10 protein-coding genes and 2 pseudogenes are annotated in these 17482 nt (G+C 45.1%); 5 read left to right on the forward strand and 7 right to left on the reverse strand.

The window, feature by feature from the left end:
* Together RMY31_RS22965 and psbC are read left to right on the forward strand one after the other, a co-directional pair.
* A pseudogene (locus RMY31_RS22965) lies at nucleotides 1-141 on the forward strand (photosystem II D2 protein (photosystem q(a) protein)); the annotation flags it as partial.
* The gene (psbC, locus tag RMY31_RS22970) at nucleotides 125-1513 is read left to right on the forward strand and encodes a photosystem II reaction center protein CP43 (protein ID WP_322662838.1); all 1389 of its coding nucleotides are present in this window, start codon (nucleotides 125-127) and stop codon (nucleotides 1511-1513) included. The pseudogene RMY31_RS22965 and the gene psbC, both read left to right, overlap by 17 nt.
* Before the next feature lie 84 nt (nucleotides 1514-1597).
* Here psbC and RMY31_RS22975 read toward each other — a convergent pair whose 3' ends face one another.
* The 5 genes from RMY31_RS22975 to RMY31_RS22995 all read right to left on the reverse strand — a co-directional run bounded on the left by RMY31_RS22975 (nucleotide 1598) and on the right by RMY31_RS22995 (nucleotide 10411).
* Complete coding sequence (locus tag RMY31_RS22975) at nucleotides 1598-1900, reverse strand: CU044_2847 family protein (protein ID WP_322662766.1); 303 nt, start codon at nucleotides 1898-1900, stop codon at nucleotides 1598-1600.
* Nucleotides 1901-2167: 267 nt separating this feature from the next.
* Nucleotides 2168-3004: an SWIM zinc finger family protein gene (locus tag RMY31_RS22980; protein ID WP_322662767.1), complete on the reverse strand. Its 837-nt coding sequence runs from the start codon at nucleotides 3002-3004 to the stop codon at nucleotides 2168-2170.
* Nucleotides 3005-3207: 203 nt separating this feature from the next.
* The gene (locus tag RMY31_RS22985) at nucleotides 3208-5424 is read right to left on the reverse strand and encodes a tetratricopeptide repeat protein (RefSeq protein ID WP_322662769.1); all 2217 of its coding nucleotides are present in this window, start codon (nucleotides 5422-5424) and stop codon (nucleotides 3208-3210) included.
* Nucleotides 5425-5920: 496 nt separating this feature from the next.
* A complete protein-coding gene (locus RMY31_RS22990; protein ID WP_322662771.1) occupies nucleotides 5921-6940 on the reverse strand; it encodes a caspase family protein in 1020 nt (339 codons plus the stop codon).
* A gap of 144 nt (nucleotides 6941-7084) precedes the next feature.
* The gene (locus RMY31_RS22995; RefSeq protein ID WP_322662773.1) at nucleotides 7085-10411 is read right to left on the reverse strand and encodes a DEAD/DEAH box helicase; all 3327 of its coding nucleotides are present in this window, start codon (nucleotides 10409-10411) and stop codon (nucleotides 7085-7087) included.
* Between the two features lie 145 nt (nucleotides 10412-10556).
* On the opposite strand from RMY31_RS22995, the pseudogene RMY31_RS23000 reads away from it, so the two are divergent.
* Both RMY31_RS23000 and RMY31_RS23005 read left to right on the forward strand, forming a co-directional pair.
* Nucleotides 10557-11071: pseudogene (locus RMY31_RS23000) on the forward strand (N-acetyltransferase family protein).
* A gap of 175 nt (nucleotides 11072-11246) precedes the next feature.
* Nucleotides 11247-13403 (forward strand): polyribonucleotide nucleotidyltransferase, encoded by a 2157-nt coding sequence (locus RMY31_RS23005; protein WP_322662777.1) that lies wholly within the window; start codon nucleotides 11247-11249, stop codon nucleotides 13401-13403.
* Between the two features lie 138 nt (nucleotides 13404-13541).
* Here the strand turns inward: RMY31_RS23005 and RMY31_RS23010 are convergent, their stop codons facing one another.
* On the reverse strand, nucleotides 13542-14654 hold the full coding sequence (locus tag RMY31_RS23010; protein ID WP_322662781.1) for a transposase: 1113 nt from the start codon (nucleotides 14652-14654) through the stop codon (nucleotides 13542-13544).
* A gap of 139 nt (nucleotides 14655-14793) precedes the next feature.
* Nucleotides 14794-16344 carry an NAD(P)/FAD-dependent oxidoreductase gene (locus tag RMY31_RS23015; RefSeq protein ID WP_322662782.1) on the reverse strand — a complete coding sequence of 517 codons (1551 nt, stop codon included), beginning with the start codon at nucleotides 16342-16344 and terminating at the stop codon, nucleotides 14794-14796.
* Nucleotides 16345-16692: 348 nt separating this feature from the next.
* On the opposite strand from RMY31_RS23015, the gene RMY31_RS23020 reads away from it, so the two are divergent.
* Nucleotides 16693-17469 carry an SDR family oxidoreductase gene (locus RMY31_RS23020; protein ID WP_322662784.1) on the forward strand — a complete coding sequence of 259 codons (777 nt, stop codon included), beginning with the start codon at nucleotides 16693-16695 and terminating at the stop codon, nucleotides 17467-17469.
* The last annotated feature ends 13 nt before the right edge of the window (nucleotides 17470-17482 follow it).

Below are 17482 nucleotides of genomic sequence, written 5' to 3' on the forward strand. Positions count from 1 at the left end.
GAAGACCCAGAATTTGAAACCTTCTATACCAAAAACATTTTGCTGAACGAGGGTATCCGCGCTTGGATGGCTCCTCAAGACCAGCCTCACGAACAATTTGTATTCCCTGAAGAGGTACTACCACGTGGTAACGCTCTCTAATAGATCTTCCGTCATCGGTGGGGGACGTGACCAAGAGTCCACCGGTTTTGCTTGGTGGTCTGGTAACGCTCGCTTAATCAATCTATCTGGAAAACTGCTGGGCGCTCACGTTGCCCATGCTGGTTTAATAGTCTTCTGGGCTGGAGCGATGACTTTGTTTGAAGTCGCTCACTTCGTTCCTGAAAAGCCCATGTACGAGCAGGGTCTAATCCTGCTGCCTCACCTCGCAACTTTAGGTTGGGGTGTCGGCCCTGGTGGTGAAGTTATCGACACTTTCCCCTACTTTGTTGTTGGTGTACTCCACCTAATTTCTTCAGCCGTACTGGGTTTTGGTGGTATTTATCATGCCGTCCGCGGCCCAGAAACCTTAGAAGAGTACTCCTCTTTCTTTGGTTATGACTGGAAAGACAAGAATAAGATGACCAACATCCTCGGTTTCCACTTAATCATTTTAGGATTAGGTGCGCTGCTGTTGGTATTGAAGGCAATGTTCTTTGGTGGTTTGTACGACACCTGGGCACCTGGAGGTGGTGATGTTCGCGTCATTACCAACCCAACACTCAATCCAGCGGTCATCTTCGGTTATCTAATCAAGTCTCCTTTCGGTGGCGAGGGCTGGATTGTTAGCGTTGATAACTTGGAAGACGTTGTTGGCGGTCACATTTGGGTTGCCTTGATTTGTATTGCTGGTGGTATTTGGCATATCCTCACTAAGCCTTTTGCTTGGTCACGTCGTGCATCGATCTGGTCTGGTGAGGCTTACCTTTCCTACAGCTTGGGCGCTTTGTCCTTAATGGGCTTCATCGCTTCCTGTATGATTTGGTACAACAACACCGTTTACCCCAGTGAATTTTACGGTCCCACTGGCCCTGAAGCTTCTCAAGCTCAAGCTTTGACCTTCCTAATCCGCGACCAACGCTTAGGTGCTAACGTCGGTTCTGCACAAGGCCCCACAGGTCTGGGTAAATACTTGATGCGCTCTCCCACTGGTGAAATTATCTTCGGTGGTGAAACCATGCGTTTCTGGGATTTCCGCGGCCCTTGGTTAGAGCCTCTGCGCGGTCCTAACGGTCTTGACCTAGACAAAATCAAGAGAGATATTCAGCCTTGGCAAGCTCGGCGCGCTGCTGAATACATGACACATGCTCCTTTGGGTTCTCTGAACTCAGTGGGTGGTGTTGCTACTGAAATCAACTCCTTCAACTACGTGTCTCCTCGCGCTTGGTTGTCAACCTCTCACTTCGTGTTAGGCTTCTTCTTCTTAATTGGCCACTTGTGGCACGCCGGTCGCGCCCGCGCTGCTGCTGGTGGTTTTGAGAAAGGCATTGACCGTGAGTCTGAGCCAGTCATGTTCATGAACGACCTTGACTAGGTTGCAAATTTTCTTTCATCACTGACAATCAAATCCTTTAATGGCTCTTGTGTAAAAACAAGAGCTTTTTTTAGATGTTTTAGCTTATTTATTTACCCACTCCAAAGTAATCTCTAAATTGGCTGTGGAAGTACCTTTGACTAGTAAAGGTGTGAGTTTGCCCGATTCAATGCCTATTTCTATACCAAATTTCACGCTAGCTTTATCTGGCTTAACATTTTGTATTGCTTCTGCAATGTCCCTAGTAAGAGATTCAATAGCCATGGTTATTTCGTGAAAGTGCCGAGGTTGAACGCTTACTTTGCGCTCGTCAATTGCTGTAGCTTCAACTTTGATACTTGTACCATCAGTAAGTTCTAACGAAATAATTCTGCTTTGGATTTCCATGTGGGTTTAACTGGATTGTTCCTTTCATAACATTCAATTACTGGCAATAAACAGAACTAAGTAATCGAACAGAATTAATTACACAATGTCATTGCGAGTGCAACGAAGTGAAACGAAGCAATCGCAAGGTTTTGGGATTGCTTCACTTTGTTCGCAATGACAGTAAATATTTTTGTCCAGCTACTTACTTATTTAAAAAGGTCTCGGCTTTTGATCTGCTTTAGCAAATCGATACTAAGACTGAATACAATTATAAGAATTGCTTATTTAACCTGCTCCTACATTCATTGCTGCTAAAACAGCTTTCTGACTAACCTCTTTGTAAATAGTGTCCAAATATTTCATTACCACGTCACTTGAGGTTAAATTTACTACATTTTCTTCTGCTTTTGCTAGGGGAATTGCTCCCAATACATCTAACACTGTTTCACTACTTGACGGTGCAATAACTACTAGAGATGACTCTAGTGGCTCATGATATTGCCAAAAAACACCAATTTTTACAGAGTATTGCGTACTGAGGATAGGTGTTTGAGTCTCAGATGTCTCAGGTGTGGTGGCTTTAACTTTAGCACTGCGTAATTTACGTAAATCACTGATAATTTGTTCTTTAGTGCGTCCGCGCAATTGAAACAGTACAAATGGATCTTCGCTGAAGCGATCGCCTAATTGATAGTAAACTGCACCTACATGTTTACAAGGGTTGGCTTTATCAGGACAAGAGCATTTGCTATGAACGTCACTAAGGGTAAAAGGAAATAACGAAAGACCATTCGTTGTAAATGCTTCTTCCATATTTTGTGGCATTTCTCCCGCCAATAATTTGGCAGCAAACACCGCCTTGTGGGACATTGTTTCTATAACGTAGCCCCATTCTTCATCACTAAAAGCATCAAGGGAAAGAGAAACTTTGTAAGGTTCTGCTTCACTACCTTGCACCCTAGCTAATACTTTTGCACCTTTAAATTCAATGCTTAAAACATTTCCTTGACGAGAATAGTTTCTCGCACGTTCTAAGCGTTTTTTAAAGCGATAGGAATCTAGTAAATCAAGCCACCTCTGCGACCACCATTCTCGGCTTGCTTGTAATGTGTCATTGGTCATAAGTCAATTTCAAATTATCGAATAGATGGGTTAATCTTGTTTTGTGATAGTTACCTCAGACTATAGCGTTTATCTTTGAGAGCATATCAGTTTCGCAACTATTCAGCCTACAGACTGGAATGGCACTACACAGGGGCGTAAAACCTTGAATTAATTACGAATTACGAATTACGAATTACGAATTACGAATTACGAATTACAAATTATTCCATCCCCGCTTTGCGCCGCAACCGCTCAACTAATTGGCGCGTCCAATCCAAGTCCTGATGGCGCAGGCGCTCTCGGATTTCCAGGGCAGCCTGTGCCAAGGGTAGCGCCTCTACGTAGCGCCTCTCCTTCTCCAGAACTCGCGCCAGTCCCGCTTGAGCATAAGCTACCGAGTCTTGCTGTCCCACTTCTTGCGCCAGGGCTAACTGACGCTCGTACCAGGGGCGGGCTGCCGAAGGGCGGTTGCGGTCAAGGGCTAGAAGTCCCAGGTTGCTGCAATAAGTTGCTTGTTTTTCTTTATTTCCTAGTTTTTCTTCTATCGCCAATGCTTGCTTGTAATACGACTCGGCGCGATCATAGTGTCCTTGCTGTTGGGCAACTGCTCCCAGATCGTTGAGGGAGATCGCCTCATCTTCTTCATTCCCCAACTCTCGGTAAATTGCTAATGCCTCCTGGTACATTCGCTCTGCCTCTGCCCAGTGCTGGCGTTGCTTTGCAATATGTCCTTGCAAATGAATTGCACTAGCCTTATCCCGATGGCTGCCGCCCCGCTCGATCGCCTCCGCTATCTGAGCCGCCCAACTTGCTGCCCTATCAGTATCGGCGCGATTGTAGTAAATCCAGGCAACACTATAGGCACCCCAACCAGCATCACTCCACTGACCCAGCGCCTTTCCCGCCTGATAACGCCACTCACCCAAACGCACCGCCTCATCCCAGTAGCCTCGAAAGAAGAGGAAATTATACAAAGCCTTTTCCAAATCGATGAGCATCTGGGCAGCCTGTCCGTCTTTCAACGTACTAGGGATACCTGCCATCTCCCGCAGGGTTGTCGCCACGCCCTCTAGATTCTGCCACTCGGCTTCCAGCTTGTCATGGGTTTTATAGGCATCTTTGCTGTAACCCCCGTACTTTTGGGCAAAGTCCACCCAGTACCGCAGAACTTTTCGTTGGGCAGCAGAGTCAAACTGAATTCCACTCGCTAGGGGTGCAGTTCCAACGGTATCCGTTCCGCCCACAGCTGCCCGGACATAAGTGCGGGTGAGGGGGTGCAGTCCAAACCGTTCTCCATCCAAGTCATTCACTAAAGATAGAGTGACCAACTGCTCCAAAGAAACTTGGATTTCGGTGATGGCTAAATCTGTAGCATCTGCCAGTGCTGCGGTTCTTGCTGGTGTCAGGAATACAACCAGGGCAGACAAAACTGTGCGCTCATTTTCAGAAAGAGTTTGGGCAGCATCAGCAAACAGAAACCCGTAAAGATCGGCGGATCTGGCAGCATTCCGCAACCGCTCTAAGGCAACACTGATGGAGTAACCTTTGTGTGCCACATGTCCTAATGTCCAATCCAGCGCTAGAGGGTTGCCACCAGACGCTTGATATAAAGCCGTCAATATCTCTGGCTTGGTTGCGTTTAGTTCCTGGGCTAGACGGGGGTGCGACTTTCCCTTCGCCTGCATTAATTCCAAAGCCTCTGCTTCCAAAAGACGATCTAAGCGGACGGTAAGGGCGCTTTCGCCAGTGCGGCGGCGGCTGGTGATGATGGCTTTGTTGGGGGTGGGCAACTTCCGTAGAAACTCGGCAATCATCTCGCGTTCTTCTGCATTCAGCGTTTCCAAGTTGTCCCAAATCAACAGGGTGCGCCGTCCTTGCAGGGCATCGAGAAGGGCGCGGCGGCGTTCTGTGGCATCAGTCATTTTCACAATATCTGTCTGCCCTAAGCCTTTGGCAAATTCCCGGCAGAAGCTATCGAGAGAAGACAGGGCGAGGGTTTCTTGCCGCACTCCCTCAGCCGAAAGCCAGGTAGTCTTAGCAGAAACAAACAGGTAGGCATCAAACATCGCTTGTTTACGGGCCAGGTGTGCTACCTCCAGCGCTAACGCCGTTTTACCCATGCCACCAATACCATCAATCGCCACACCCCAACCGCGTTCCTCTGGTGACAGTGCCTCAAAACAACGGGCGATTTCTTGTTTCCGTCCGACAAACACATGGGTATAGCGGGGTAGGTTATCGGGCACACTTTCCGGGTGCTTTTCCTGTAACTGGCTTAATCGCGCCTCTAGGCTAGTGACTTCTTTTTGTTTTTCCTCTAGTTCGATCTGCAAATCTACTGGAACTCGAATTCCATAACTAGCTTTTTCCTCCTCTAATATTTGGAGGGCGCGACGAGCGCGGTTGAGAGTTCGCTGTAGTGCTTCTTGATTATCCATAAGGTTATATAAAAAATAAAAAAATATCTAATTAATGCTTGTGGGATAAACTCTTTAGTCTGTCCGAGTTCCAGGACGGGCAAGATGCTCCGCAGTTTTGTTTGTCGGTAGTCTATGCTTAGACTTCTCTGCACTTCACAAGATTGTATGATTTTTTCAGGGTATCCCCAGAACTCGAAAGTTCATGTTCAGAACTTGGAAGTTCGTGCTTAGAACTCGGCGGTTTGTGTTCGCAACTCGGAAGTTGGTGTTCGCAACTTGAAATTTGGTGTTCGGGACTCGGCGGTTTGTGTTCTGAACTCGGAAGTTCGTGTTCGGGACTCGGCGGTTTGTGTTCAGGACTCGGCAGTTTGTGTTCGCAACTCGAAACGATAAAAATCATCGTCGGCTATATTTCAATACGGTTCAGTTAAGGTTTATTGGCAAGGAAAACTGGTATTTCAGACGCGATGAATCGCGTCTCTACATGAATGAATTTGGGCTATATTTGCTTAATCTAATTCTGTTTTTTATGCCGAGACTCTAATTCAATTACTTGGCGGCGTTTTTCTTCCAATTCAATCTGCAAATCTACTGGAATACGAATTCCAAACGAAGCAGCTTGTTCTTCTAAGATGGCTAAGGCTCGTTTTGCTCTTGCTAGTGCAGGCGTTACTACTTCTCGATCGCTCATAATTTGGGGCAAGTCCGAGACTGGGGTTGAGTTTGGCAATCCTTTCCCTCCCCGCAGCATGGCAATCGGAAAATCTTCCATCGCCGTATCAAAAAACGGGGTCTGTTCTTTTTGACATAGGGTTCTGGCGCTCTCTGGCACGGTTTTACCCAGATGATTGATCAGATTTGAGAGCATGACTGTGGAATCCCCTGGTTGATTAGCTGCTCCTCGCAATGCCTCAATTAGATGATAAGTGTAGAGGCTCATGCTGCCATCAGGACGTATCCAAGAAACCTGATTGCCTCTGGAGGAGGTAAATACCGCTCGTCCTTCGCCCTGCTTCAAGGCATCGACCACCCCTTTGGGCAATGCCGTGGCGATAAAGTCAGCAGGTAGTTCTCCCTTAGCAGTAGCCATACCTTCTGCGTGGCAACTATCAATTACCACCCACAACCGCTTTGCCTGAATCTGCCGCAGGGCTTGAGTAAATTCTTGGGCTGATAGGGCGGTGTTAGGAATGTCTGTATATTTAAAGTCATGTTGAAGTAGATAGTAACACTGGCTCGATAAGTCAAAGCACCCATGCCCAGAGTAAAAAACTACAATTGTTGCATCTTGATCAGCAGCAGCCTTTTCCTTTAACCACGTTAATCCATCCAAAATTGCGTTGCGTGTCGTCTGCTCGTTCTGCAATAAGCGAATATGTTCTGAATCATCCACATAAGCACACAAGTTTGGGTCAATCAGCACCGTCTTCAGAGCTTGCACATCTTTAACTGTGACAGGCAATGACCACCGGGATTCGGCTGTTCTGCCAACCCCAATTAATAAGGCATAACCATGGGTAAAATAATTCGACATGAGGGCACAAACTAAAGATGCATGTGTGATATTTTTCACTAATATCGCACATTTAATATAAGCAACTATCTCATTAATATTACGAAGATCGCAGTCAGCGATTTACTGGGTAGAGTATTCTGTATTCTGTATTCTGACTGCTGTTTATTCTGCATCCTCATCAATTACTGCATTACGGTCAAGTATTAGTAAGTTACGCAGTTGGTCTGTATCCATTTCAGTTAACCATTCTTCACCTGCACTCACCACTTGTTCGGCAAGTTGTTTTTTACTTTCAATCATGTCATGAATTTTCTCTTCTAAAGTGCCCGTACAGACAAATTTATGTACTTGTACGTTGCGAGTTTGACCGATACGAAATACTCGGTCTGTAGCTTGATTTTCCACAGCAGGATTCCACCATCTATCAAAGTGGAATACATGATTTGCTCGTGTTAAATTTAGTCCTACTCCACCTGCTTTTAGAGAAAGAATCATAATTGGAGGGCCTTGAGGATCGTGCTGGAAACGGTCAATCATTTCCTCACGTTGTTTTTTACTAGTACTGCCATATAAAAACAATATTTCTCTTCCTAGTTGTTTTTCTAAATGAGGTTTGAGTAACTTGCCCCATTCGGCAAATTGCGTGAAGATTAAAGCGCGATCGCCTTCTGCTAAAGCCACATCTAACATTTCCTCTAGCCGTTGTAGTTTTGCCGAATGGTGTTTTTCTAATGTGGCTGCTTTTAAATATTGGGCTGGGTGATTACAAATTTGTTTGAGTTTGACTAGTAAAGCTAAAATCATTCCCCGACGTTGCAATCCTTCAGCAGATTCAATTTCTGCCAACGATGCTTCTACCACTTGTTGATAAAGTGCAGCTTGTTCAGGAGTGAGTCCACAAAAAACATTCATTTCTTGCTTGTCTGGCAAGTCTTGAATAATGTCGCGGTCTGTTTTCAGACGGCGTAGAATAAAAGGCTGAACTAAGGAACGCAATTGATTCAAAGAAGCTGTATCACCATACTTTTCAATTGGCATGGCAAAGCGCCGTTGGAAAAATTGCCTATTTCCCAAATAACCAGGATTGAGGAAATCTAAAATTGACCACAACTCTTGCAGACGATTTTCTACTGGTGTCCCCGTCAAAGCAATGCGAAATGTTGTTTCTAATTGCCGCACTGCCTGCGACTGCTTTGCTTCCGGATTTTTCACATTCTGGGCTTCATCTAAAACAATCGCCTGCCATGAAATACCTTGCAATGACTTAATATCACGGTGAATCAATGAGTAACTGGTGATAACTAAATCATGCTTTTTAACTGCTTCTAAAAATGCCTTACCTTTAGGTCGTTTGTCACCGTGATATTGCAAAACTTTGAGTGTGGGGGCAAATCTTTTAACTTCCCGTTCCCAGTTACCTAAAACGGAAGTTGGACAAACTAATAAAGTTGGTTTTTCTAGTGCGTCTTGTTCTTTAAGGTGTAAGAGAAAGGCGATAAATTGAATCGTTTTACCCAATCCCATATCATCTGCAAGACATGCACCCAAGCCCCAACGTTCCAGGAAAGCCAACCAAGCCGCGCCGCGTTCTTGATAGGGTCGCAACTTCCCTTGAAAACTGGCTGGTGTGGGCAAAGGTGCGATCGCTTGATTATTTGTGAGTGCGCCAATTAACTCTTGCAATGCCCCAGATGCCTCAAAGCTGACTACTGGTAACTTTTCTACTACCTGGGTGTCCCCTGTACTGAGACGCAAAGCATCTTCTAAAGAAAGTGCCATTTGGTCTTTGCGAGAAGCAAAAAAGGCTTGGGCTGTCTTGATGTCTTGGGGGCGCAACTCCACCCACTCGCCATTAATTTCTACTAGTGGGCTATTTAACGCTACTAACCTGTCAAATTGGGCTTTAGACATCGTTTGTCCGCCAATAGCTAATTGCCACTGAAAATTTAGTAGACTCTGCAAACCCAAACGTCCTTGCTTTGTCTTGGGGGTTTCAGCGCTAATTTTCAAACCCAAACGATTTGCCCATCCCTCGCGGTTCGTCAAACTGGGAGGCAAAATCACTCCCAAACCACTATCTTCAAACCTCCAAGCCACAGACTTGATAAACTCGTATGCTTGTAACGGGTTGAGGCGAGAAGATTGGGGAGATTCGGTTTCCAAACTGGGTGCGTAGGCGTTCTGCGCCTTGTCGCCAGACATCGCTGGATACAAACGAGAAGCTAGCCCTAAACCCCGCAAGAATGTTTCTTGTGGTTGGGCAATTGTGCGATTTTGATAAATTAATTGCTCAACAGGATTATTCCAAATAGTTGCCGCATCCACCACAAACTCAGGATCGTCAGCCGCTTGCAGAAAATACGCCAATATCCAATCTGTTTCCCCTTCTTCCGGAGGCAGCAGCTGAAAACAGGTACGAAACAGCGTTTTCCCAGCTAATTGGTATTGCAACGGTAGAGTCCAAGCTTTCAGGGCTGCTTCCAGTCGTTCCACTTCCATTGCATCTGCATTGACTGTGTTAGATGCACTAGTTAAAGCTTGTAACCACTGTCGCACCGCAGACGGTAACGATGCCATCACCCTAGTTTCAATGGCAGGTTGAGAACCCAGCATTTCCCGCACTTGGGCATCTATCGTACTGTTGAGAAACCCCAACAACAACTCTTGAGGTTCAATTGGCAAGTCTACTTTTAGGTGAGGGGATAAGGAGGATGAGGTAGTATTGTCTTCCCCCAGTCCCCATTGCCCCTTATCCCCAGAGGGGGCCCCGAGTTCCCCAGTCCCTAGTCCCTGACATGTACGACAAGCCAGTGGCATCTTCGCAGAGAATTTTTCCAGGCGGGTGCTGTCCACAGCACTATCTAACAATACTTGCCACCTAGCAATCATAGAACCATCGGATTGCCGTTGGATGTTTGGTAAAAACTTACACCGCGAGATTAAATCGAGACTCCAACGGGCAACCTGCGACCAAAAGCGTAAATCTCCACCCAAAAATGCATCTTCGCCATCAGCAGCATTTAGAGGGATAGACGTGAGAAATTTAATCGCTTCGCTAGAGTTGAGACAAAAACCCTCGACTTGCCACGATTGTAGATATTGCGGCGAGTCTATTTCCAACCCCAAACTAGCAGAATGCACGGGCGAAATGGATATTATCCCTTCTTCACTGTTTTCTAAAAAATAAGTTGGTAAAGCAATAATTTGGGAGTGTGTTGGCAAACTGATTTTAGTCACACTTACACCTTTGCGCGTTCGCCCAGTGGCAGCTACAGCAACTTGAGATTCCGGTGTGAAGTTGGGAATTGTGATTTTCTGTAAATGCAACCACTCACATAACTCAACTGGTGTCATCGCCAATGGATTTAATGGTATATCTCTGGACGCACTGACATCAAAATTCACCCGCGACGATCGCCAACTCTCACCCCAAATAAATAAACAACTATTTTGATTTTTTAGTAACCAACTAGCGTGTAAAATTGCCATTGCCAAATACTCACGTTTTTCCCAAATTAAAGCATTAAAAGATAGTCGATTTTCTACTTATAGCACCTGTTCACAAAGATTCTTAATTCAAATATTGAATATAAAAAATACATTAAATTGAACAGATTCATCAACATTAGTAATGATGCATTTTCCCCTTGATAAAATTTTAAAGTATGGGACGACAGTAAAATCTAGATTATATACATCCTCAAAAGCAAGAGGTTGTAAGGATATTACTAAAATCTTGTCATTATTGAAGGTAAGAGCTACGCCAACAGCTACCCCTCTCTCAGGCAGAATCTTCAACTTACTGATTGAGTCACGATGCCTTTGTGGTCAGGGCATCTGTTCAAGAAGCTACATCCAAGCCAAAATAAGTATTGGTGGCGTTTTTATCTCAAGCCAAATTTTCCAGGTCAGTGTAGCCATATTTGCAACGCTGGTTTTATTGTACAACCTGGGTTGCGAAGTCACGGTATAGGGCGGTTCATGGAAAAGGCGATGCTCTCGATCGCAGCAAACCTTGGCTACGAGCTAGTGATGTTCAACCTAGTATTTGAAACTAATATACCTTCAATAAAACTTTGGCAATCCTTGGGATTTGATATCATTAGAAGCATTCCCCATGTAGCAAAGCTAGCTGATGGGCGGGTGTAAAGGCGCTGATGATGTAAAAAACGGTCAGATTTTCTGTCGCTTTATTGTCATAGATGTATCGTGCTTTGCGTTAAACAGCTTGTTTACCTTTGTATGTAATAGAAGCCAGCCAGAGGGCATAAATGTTAGGATTGCCACAGAGAGAGAATAGAAAAAGAGAAGGAAAAAAAACTGAATGGCAGAAGTTGATAAGTCAATATCCTTCGATGGACGGGATATTCGACTGAAGGTAGGCCTACTAGCTCCCCAAGCTGGTGGGTCGGTTTTGATAGAATCAGGGGATACAGCTGTTTTGGTGACGGCTACGCGATCGCAAGCCAGAGAAGGCATTGATTTTCTTCCCCTCACAGTAGATTACGAAGAAAGGCTGTATGCCGCCGGTAGGATTCCCGGAGGAATCATGCGGCGGGAAGGTCGTCCACCAGAAAAAACAATTCTCACCAGCCGTCTCATAGACCGTCCCCTGCGTCCTTTGTTCCCTTCATGGTTGCGGGATGACCTGCAAGTTGTCGCCTTAACTTTGTCGATGGATGAGCTAGTACCGCCCGATGTACTAGCTGTTACTGGTGCTTCTATCGCTACTTTAATTGCTCAAATTCCCTTTGATGGGCCGATGGCAGCAGTGCGAGTTGGTTTAGTGGGAGATGATTTCGTTATTAATCCCACCTACGCAGAAATCGAAGCTGGAGACTTAGATTTAGTAGTAGCAGGTTCACCCCATGGCGTAATCATGGTGGAGGCAGGAGCCAATCAGTTGCCAGAGCGAGATATTATCGAGGCGATCGATTTTGGCTACGAAGCGGTGCGAGACTTAATTAAGGCGCAGCTAGATTTAGTAGCAGAACTGGGTCTGACAATAGTGCAAGAAGCACCACCAGAAGTAGACCAAACTCTGGAAAATTATATCCGCGATCGCGCTAGCGATGAGATTAAAAAAATCCTGTCTCAATTTGAGTTGAGTAAACCCGAACGCGATGCAGCTTTGGATGTCGTCAAAGAACAAATTGCAACTGCGATCGCCGAACTTCCAGAAGAAGACCCGATTCGAGTTGCCGCAACCACAAACAGCAAGGCACTTGGTAACACTTTTAAAGACATCACCAAATACTTCATGCGCCGTCAAATCGTCGAAGACAACGTTCGCGTTGACGGTCGCAAACTTGATGAAGTCCGCCCTGTTTCTTGTTTAGTTGATGTCTTACCCAAGCGAGTTCATGGCAGTGGTTTATTTAACCGCGGACTAACCCAGGTATTATCTGCTTGTACCCTTGGTACCCCTGGAGATGCCCAAAACCTCAACGATGATTTGCAAACAGACCAATCCAAACGTTATTTGCATCATTACAACTTCCCACCCTTCTCAGTTGGGGAAACCAAGCCGTTGCGTGCGCCAGGAAGACGGGAAATTGGTCATGGTGCTTTAGCAGAGCGATCGCTTTTACCTGTGTTACCACCAAAAGAACAATTCCCCTACGTAATTCGTGTCGTTTCGGAAGTTCTTTCCTCCAACGGTTCTACCTCAATGGGTTCGGTGTGCGGTTCCACCCTGGCATTGATGGATGCAGGCGTACCAATTATTAAACCCGTCAGCGGTGCGGCTATGGGTTTAATCAAAGAAGGAGAAGAAGTCAGAGTTTTAACTGATATCCAAGGCATTGAAGACTTTTTAGGTGACATGGATTTCAAGGTTGCCGGGACAGATACCGGAATTACCGCCTTGCAAATGGACATGAAAATTTCCGGTTTGTCTTTGGATGTGATTGCTCAAGCGATCCACCAAGCTAAATCAGCCCGGTTGCACATTCTGGAGAAAATGCTCGAAACAATCGAGCAACCACGCACAGAAACATCACCTTATGCCCCACGTCTGTTGACCATTAAGATCGATCCAGACACGATCGGTTTAGTCATCGGCCCCGGAGGCAAGACAATTAAGGGTATTACCGAGGAAACTGGAGCCAAAATTGACATTGAAGATGATGGCACCGTGACAATTTCTGCTGTGGATGAAAGCAAGGCGAAGAAAGCGCGGAACATCATCCAAGGCATGACCCGCAAGCTACATGAAGGTGATGTCTATGTAGGGCGTGTGACTCGGATTATACCTATTGGTGCATTTGTGGAATTTCTGCCTGGCAAAGAAGGCATGATCCACATTTCTCAATTAGCTGACTACCGGGTTGGCAAAGTTGAAGATGAAGTAGCAGTCGGAGATGAAGTGATTGTCAAAGTGCGCGAGATAGACAATAAAGGACGGATTAATCTCACACGCTTGGGTATCCACCCAGATCAGGCAGCTGCGGCGCGGGAAGCTGCGGCAGTAAATCGGTAAATCGATTTGGGATTTTAGAATCGATCTAAAATCCGCGATGCCAAAAGCATTGGCATCGCCGTATGCTTCTCTCATTAATTTTCAAAATAAAGATAGCGAGAGTCAATCGCCCCACCCACGAGGGGATGGGGCTTGTAACTAGCCGAAAAACTTGGCTGAAACATACAGGGTATTGACTGACCCCTGCTCCTCCGTCCCGTAGGTAGAGGAGAGAATATAGTCATCACGGACATTTTTAGCAGCGTTAAAATCGGCATGTGTCCAATGCCCACAGTTTTTGCAACAGAACTTGGACTTGTGCCGATTTGTCTTGCGGATATGCTTACAAATGTTGCATTTTTGAGAGGTATAACGAGCATCTTGATAGGCTACTCGTTTACCCAGAGCCTCTGCTTTATAAGTCAGGAATTGTTCTTGTTGATAGAACGCCCAACTACCCAACCATTTATTCATTTTCTTGCCACGTCGCTGGGTGCGAATACTAGACAAGTCCTCCAGTACAAAGACCGCAATTAAGGGTTGGTTGGCTAACTTTTTACTTACACAATGGTTTGTATCCCGCATGAACCGCTTCTCTCGACCAGACATCGCTTTTAAGCGACGTTTGGCGCTACGAGTGCCTTTTTGCTGGAGTTTACGCCGATTGAATAAGTAACGTCTTTGTACTTCTCTAACTTTAGAAGAACTGAAAAATTGACCATCGCTGGTAACAGCTTGGTGATACAAGCCTCGGTCAATTCCTTGAATTTGTCCTTCTATTTGTTGTGGATCTTCTGTCTCAAAAACCAACCTCACCCAGAATTGTTTGGTGTTGTTGGTATAAGTGACAGTTGCTCCGCAAAACTCCCAAGTTTCAAAAACTTCTTTGAAATAATCAGGTACATCAAGAATTAAACTAACTCGCTTGCCAATGCAACTAAGGGTTAATTGCTTTCCTCTTAGTGTCATGGTGCGTTTATCGTAACGCAATCCTGATGTCGGTTTTTTCCTGGGAATGTTTTTAAACTTGGTTGCTTTGATTGCTTCTAGTGCATTGTCTCGAATAGTTTGCACCAAAGCAGAAGACACACAGCAGTACTGTTCTCTTAGCGAGTGATACAGCGCTTTGTGTGCCTTGTTTTTGTTGTAAGTTTTGTTAGCAATAGCCCAGTCAATATGTGCGTTAAATATTTCCGCACATTGAGCCATCAAAAATAGAAACTTTTCTGATGGCAGTTTGACTGGTATGCTAACTGTGCGTTTTATTCTCAAAAATTAAACTGGTAAGGATCTTGCTCCCCATAAATATTTCACAATTTATATATGTTGCGGTTCGTTATAAGACAATCTGTTTCAGATAAAATATTTTGCACAACCGATAACCTAAGTAGAGACGTGACATGGCATATCTCTACTTAGAAGTAATAACCGCTATATCCTTCAGCATTTCTAAATGCTGCCGAACAGGTGCAAGGGTATTCGCAACGATCATCCCACTGGCGGCAACTGCTGGTAGACCTATACCAGGAAATGTCGAGTCTCCACAACACATTAGTCCTGGTAGAGGTGTGCTTGGACCAGGAAATAAACCTACTCCTGCCGATATTGCCGGGCCGTAAGAACCTCGGTGACGGCGAAGAAAGCGTTCATGGGTTAGGGGTGTGCCTACAAGTGTGACTTCGCAACGCGAGCGAATATCGGGAATGATGCGCTCTAGTGCTTGCCACATCACTTCTGCACGCGATCGCTTTTGTAGCTCATACTCTTGGCTTCTCCTGTCCATTCCTTGCCAAAGAGCATACGGTTCATTACCAGGAGTATAGACGTGTATTACATGCTTGCCTGGTGGTGCTAACGATGAATCTAAAACCGATGGAATCGACACTAAAACGAGATTCTGCGGAGCTGTGATTCCTATTTCCCAATCGTTGACCACGATGTAGTGACACGCCAAGTCTGAGCGCAATCCTTGGGCATCAATGCCTAAATGGAGATGCATGAAACTATCACACTCTGGTGTCGCCTGTCGTTGAGCGCGAAACTGTTTTGATACAGCTCCCTGCGGCAGCAACTTCAGCGTATCCCAAACCGATGCATTAGATACAATTGCCCGACGCACTCGGATCTCTTTGCCATTACGCAGGCGTACACCTACTGCCCGCTTGCCTTCTACAAGCACTTGCTCGACGTGAGCGCCAAGTATCAGCTGACCACCGTGTTTCTCCAATCCTTGTAAAAGAGCGTTAACCAAAGCACCACTGCCGCCAACTGGATAATCAAGCACTACCCCTGGCCGATACCAATCTGCAAACATAAATGCTACCTCTGCGGCACTCGTTCCAGAAGCCGGAAGCCCGGAGAGGAGAAAACACAACATGTTTAGCCAGTTGTGGATAAAAGGGTCTTGAATCACACCGTCCATAATCCGGGAAAAAGGCCCCGTAAGTTTTAGGACATTTGCCGCATGTCTAGCTAGAGATGGGGCAAATCGGCTGACAGTGATAGCTGCACCCAGATCGAAGCGTAATGCTGCTGGAGGAATAGCGATCGCAGCTTGAGCTAGCGGTTCCATCACCCGTTGCAATTGCTGCCATTCAGCTACCGCATCAGAACCGCGAAATCTCTTCAGCACCTCACAAAATTGTTCAGCACCAACTGAGGTGTCAAAATCACCTTCTGGCAAACAGCAACCCCAAGTATCGTATGTCACCCACGGCAAGTCAGAGCCAATTGCGTCTAGTACTTGTCGCAGAGGATTGGTAGAGGGACTGTAAGACAATCCAGAGTAGAGTGACGGCCCTGAGTCAAACTTAAACCCGTTACGCTCAAAAGCGTGCGCCGCACCACCAGGGATAGAGTGACTCTCACAAACTGTCACATCAAAGCCATAGCGTGCCAAAACAGCAGCACAACTCAAACCACCAATACCGCTACCAATGACGACTACATCTGTTTGTTTCACTCACTGATTTCCCGCAAACAACACCAAACGTTTACTAGCTTATAGCGGTTCTAACCAATCATCGATCGACTAAATCGGCAACTCATCTAATATGTTTTTTTGTCTGTTGAAGCTTCTTTATTTAGTATATTTTCCTCAAATGCAGATAGAAATCTAAAATTTTCTCCGATTTTTAATGAAAAAAATTATACTTAACTATTACTTTTATTAGCTTGAAGACTAGAAATTTACGCAAACTACTGTGTACTACTTTTACTTCTATTGGCATATAACTCTGGTGAGTTTAAAATCGCAACAAATTATAGTTAATATTTATAAGGTAAATAAAAAATACTTTATATAAATAGAATGCCAACTGCTCTAATTACCGGTGCCTCTAGCGGTATCGGTAAAGCCTTTGCCCAAGAACTAGCTGCACGTCAAACAAATCTAGTTCTAGTTTCTCGTTCTGAAGAGAAACTTAATCAAATAGCGAAACAACTACAAGAACAATACAAAATTCAAGTAGACGTTATAGTTAAAGACCTTACAGAACCTAACGCACCCGCTGCTGTATTTGATGCGACTAAAGCCAAACAATTAACAATTGATTTGTTGATCAATAACGCTGGCTTTGGCGACTATGGAGACTTTGCCCAAAACGACAGAGAACGGCAAATCAAAATTGTACAATTAAATATTGTGGCATTAGTAGATTTAACCCATCAATTTCTACCGCTAATGCGACAACGCCGTTCTGGTAGCATTATTAACTTATCTTCAATTACTGCATTTCAACCAATGCCATACCTTTCTGTTTATGCTGCCAGCAAAGCTTTTATTGTCAGTTTTAGTCAAGCATTATGGGCAGAAAATCGTTCTTATGGTGTTCGCGTCCTGGTTGCTTGTCCAGGGCCAATAGAAACCAACTTTTTTGCGGAAGCTAATTTTCCTCCAGCTTTGGCAGGAAGCACAAAACAAATGTCTACTTCTGAAGAAGTGGTACGCGAATCTCTAAAAGCTTTGGAAGAATGGCAGCCAAACGTTGTTATTGGTGATACTACCACTCAACTTAGAACTATATTAGCCCGCATAGTACCACGAAAGATTCTGCTGAATATGTTAGCCAAAAAGTTTAAAGCTTAAGAATGTTGACCGA

This window comes from Dendronalium sp. ChiSLP03b (assembly GCF_034531165.2).
In the GTDB taxonomy this organism is placed as follows: Bacteria; Cyanobacteriota; Cyanobacteriia; order Cyanobacteriales; family Nostocaceae; genus Dendronalium; species Dendronalium minutum.

Coding starts and splice junctions, on each gene's coding strand:
- RMY31_RS22975 (WP_322662766.1), bottom strand. CDS start 1,900: ATGGAAATCCAAAGCAGAATTATTTCGTTAGAACTTACTGATGGTACA.
- RMY31_RS22980 (WP_322662767.1), bottom strand. CDS start 3,004: ATGACCAATGACACATTACAAGCAAGCCGAGAATGGTGGTCGCAGAGG.
- RMY31_RS22985 (WP_322662769.1), bottom strand. CDS start 5,424: ATGGATAATCAAGAAGCACTACAGCGAACTCTCAACCGCGCTCGTCGC.
- RMY31_RS22990 (WP_322662771.1), bottom strand. CDS start 6,940: ATGTCGAATTATTTTACCCATGGTTATGCCTTATTAATTGGGGTTGGC.
- RMY31_RS22995 (WP_322662773.1), bottom strand. CDS start 10,411: ATGGCAATTTTACACGCTAGTTGGTTACTAAAAAATCAAAATAGTTGT.
- RMY31_RS23005 (WP_322662777.1), top strand. CDS start 11,247: ATGGCAGAAGTTGATAAGTCAATATCCTTCGATGGACGGGATATTCGA.
- RMY31_RS23020 (WP_322662784.1), top strand. CDS start 16,693: ATGCCAACTGCTCTAATTACCGGTGCCTCTAGCGGTATCGGTAAAGCC.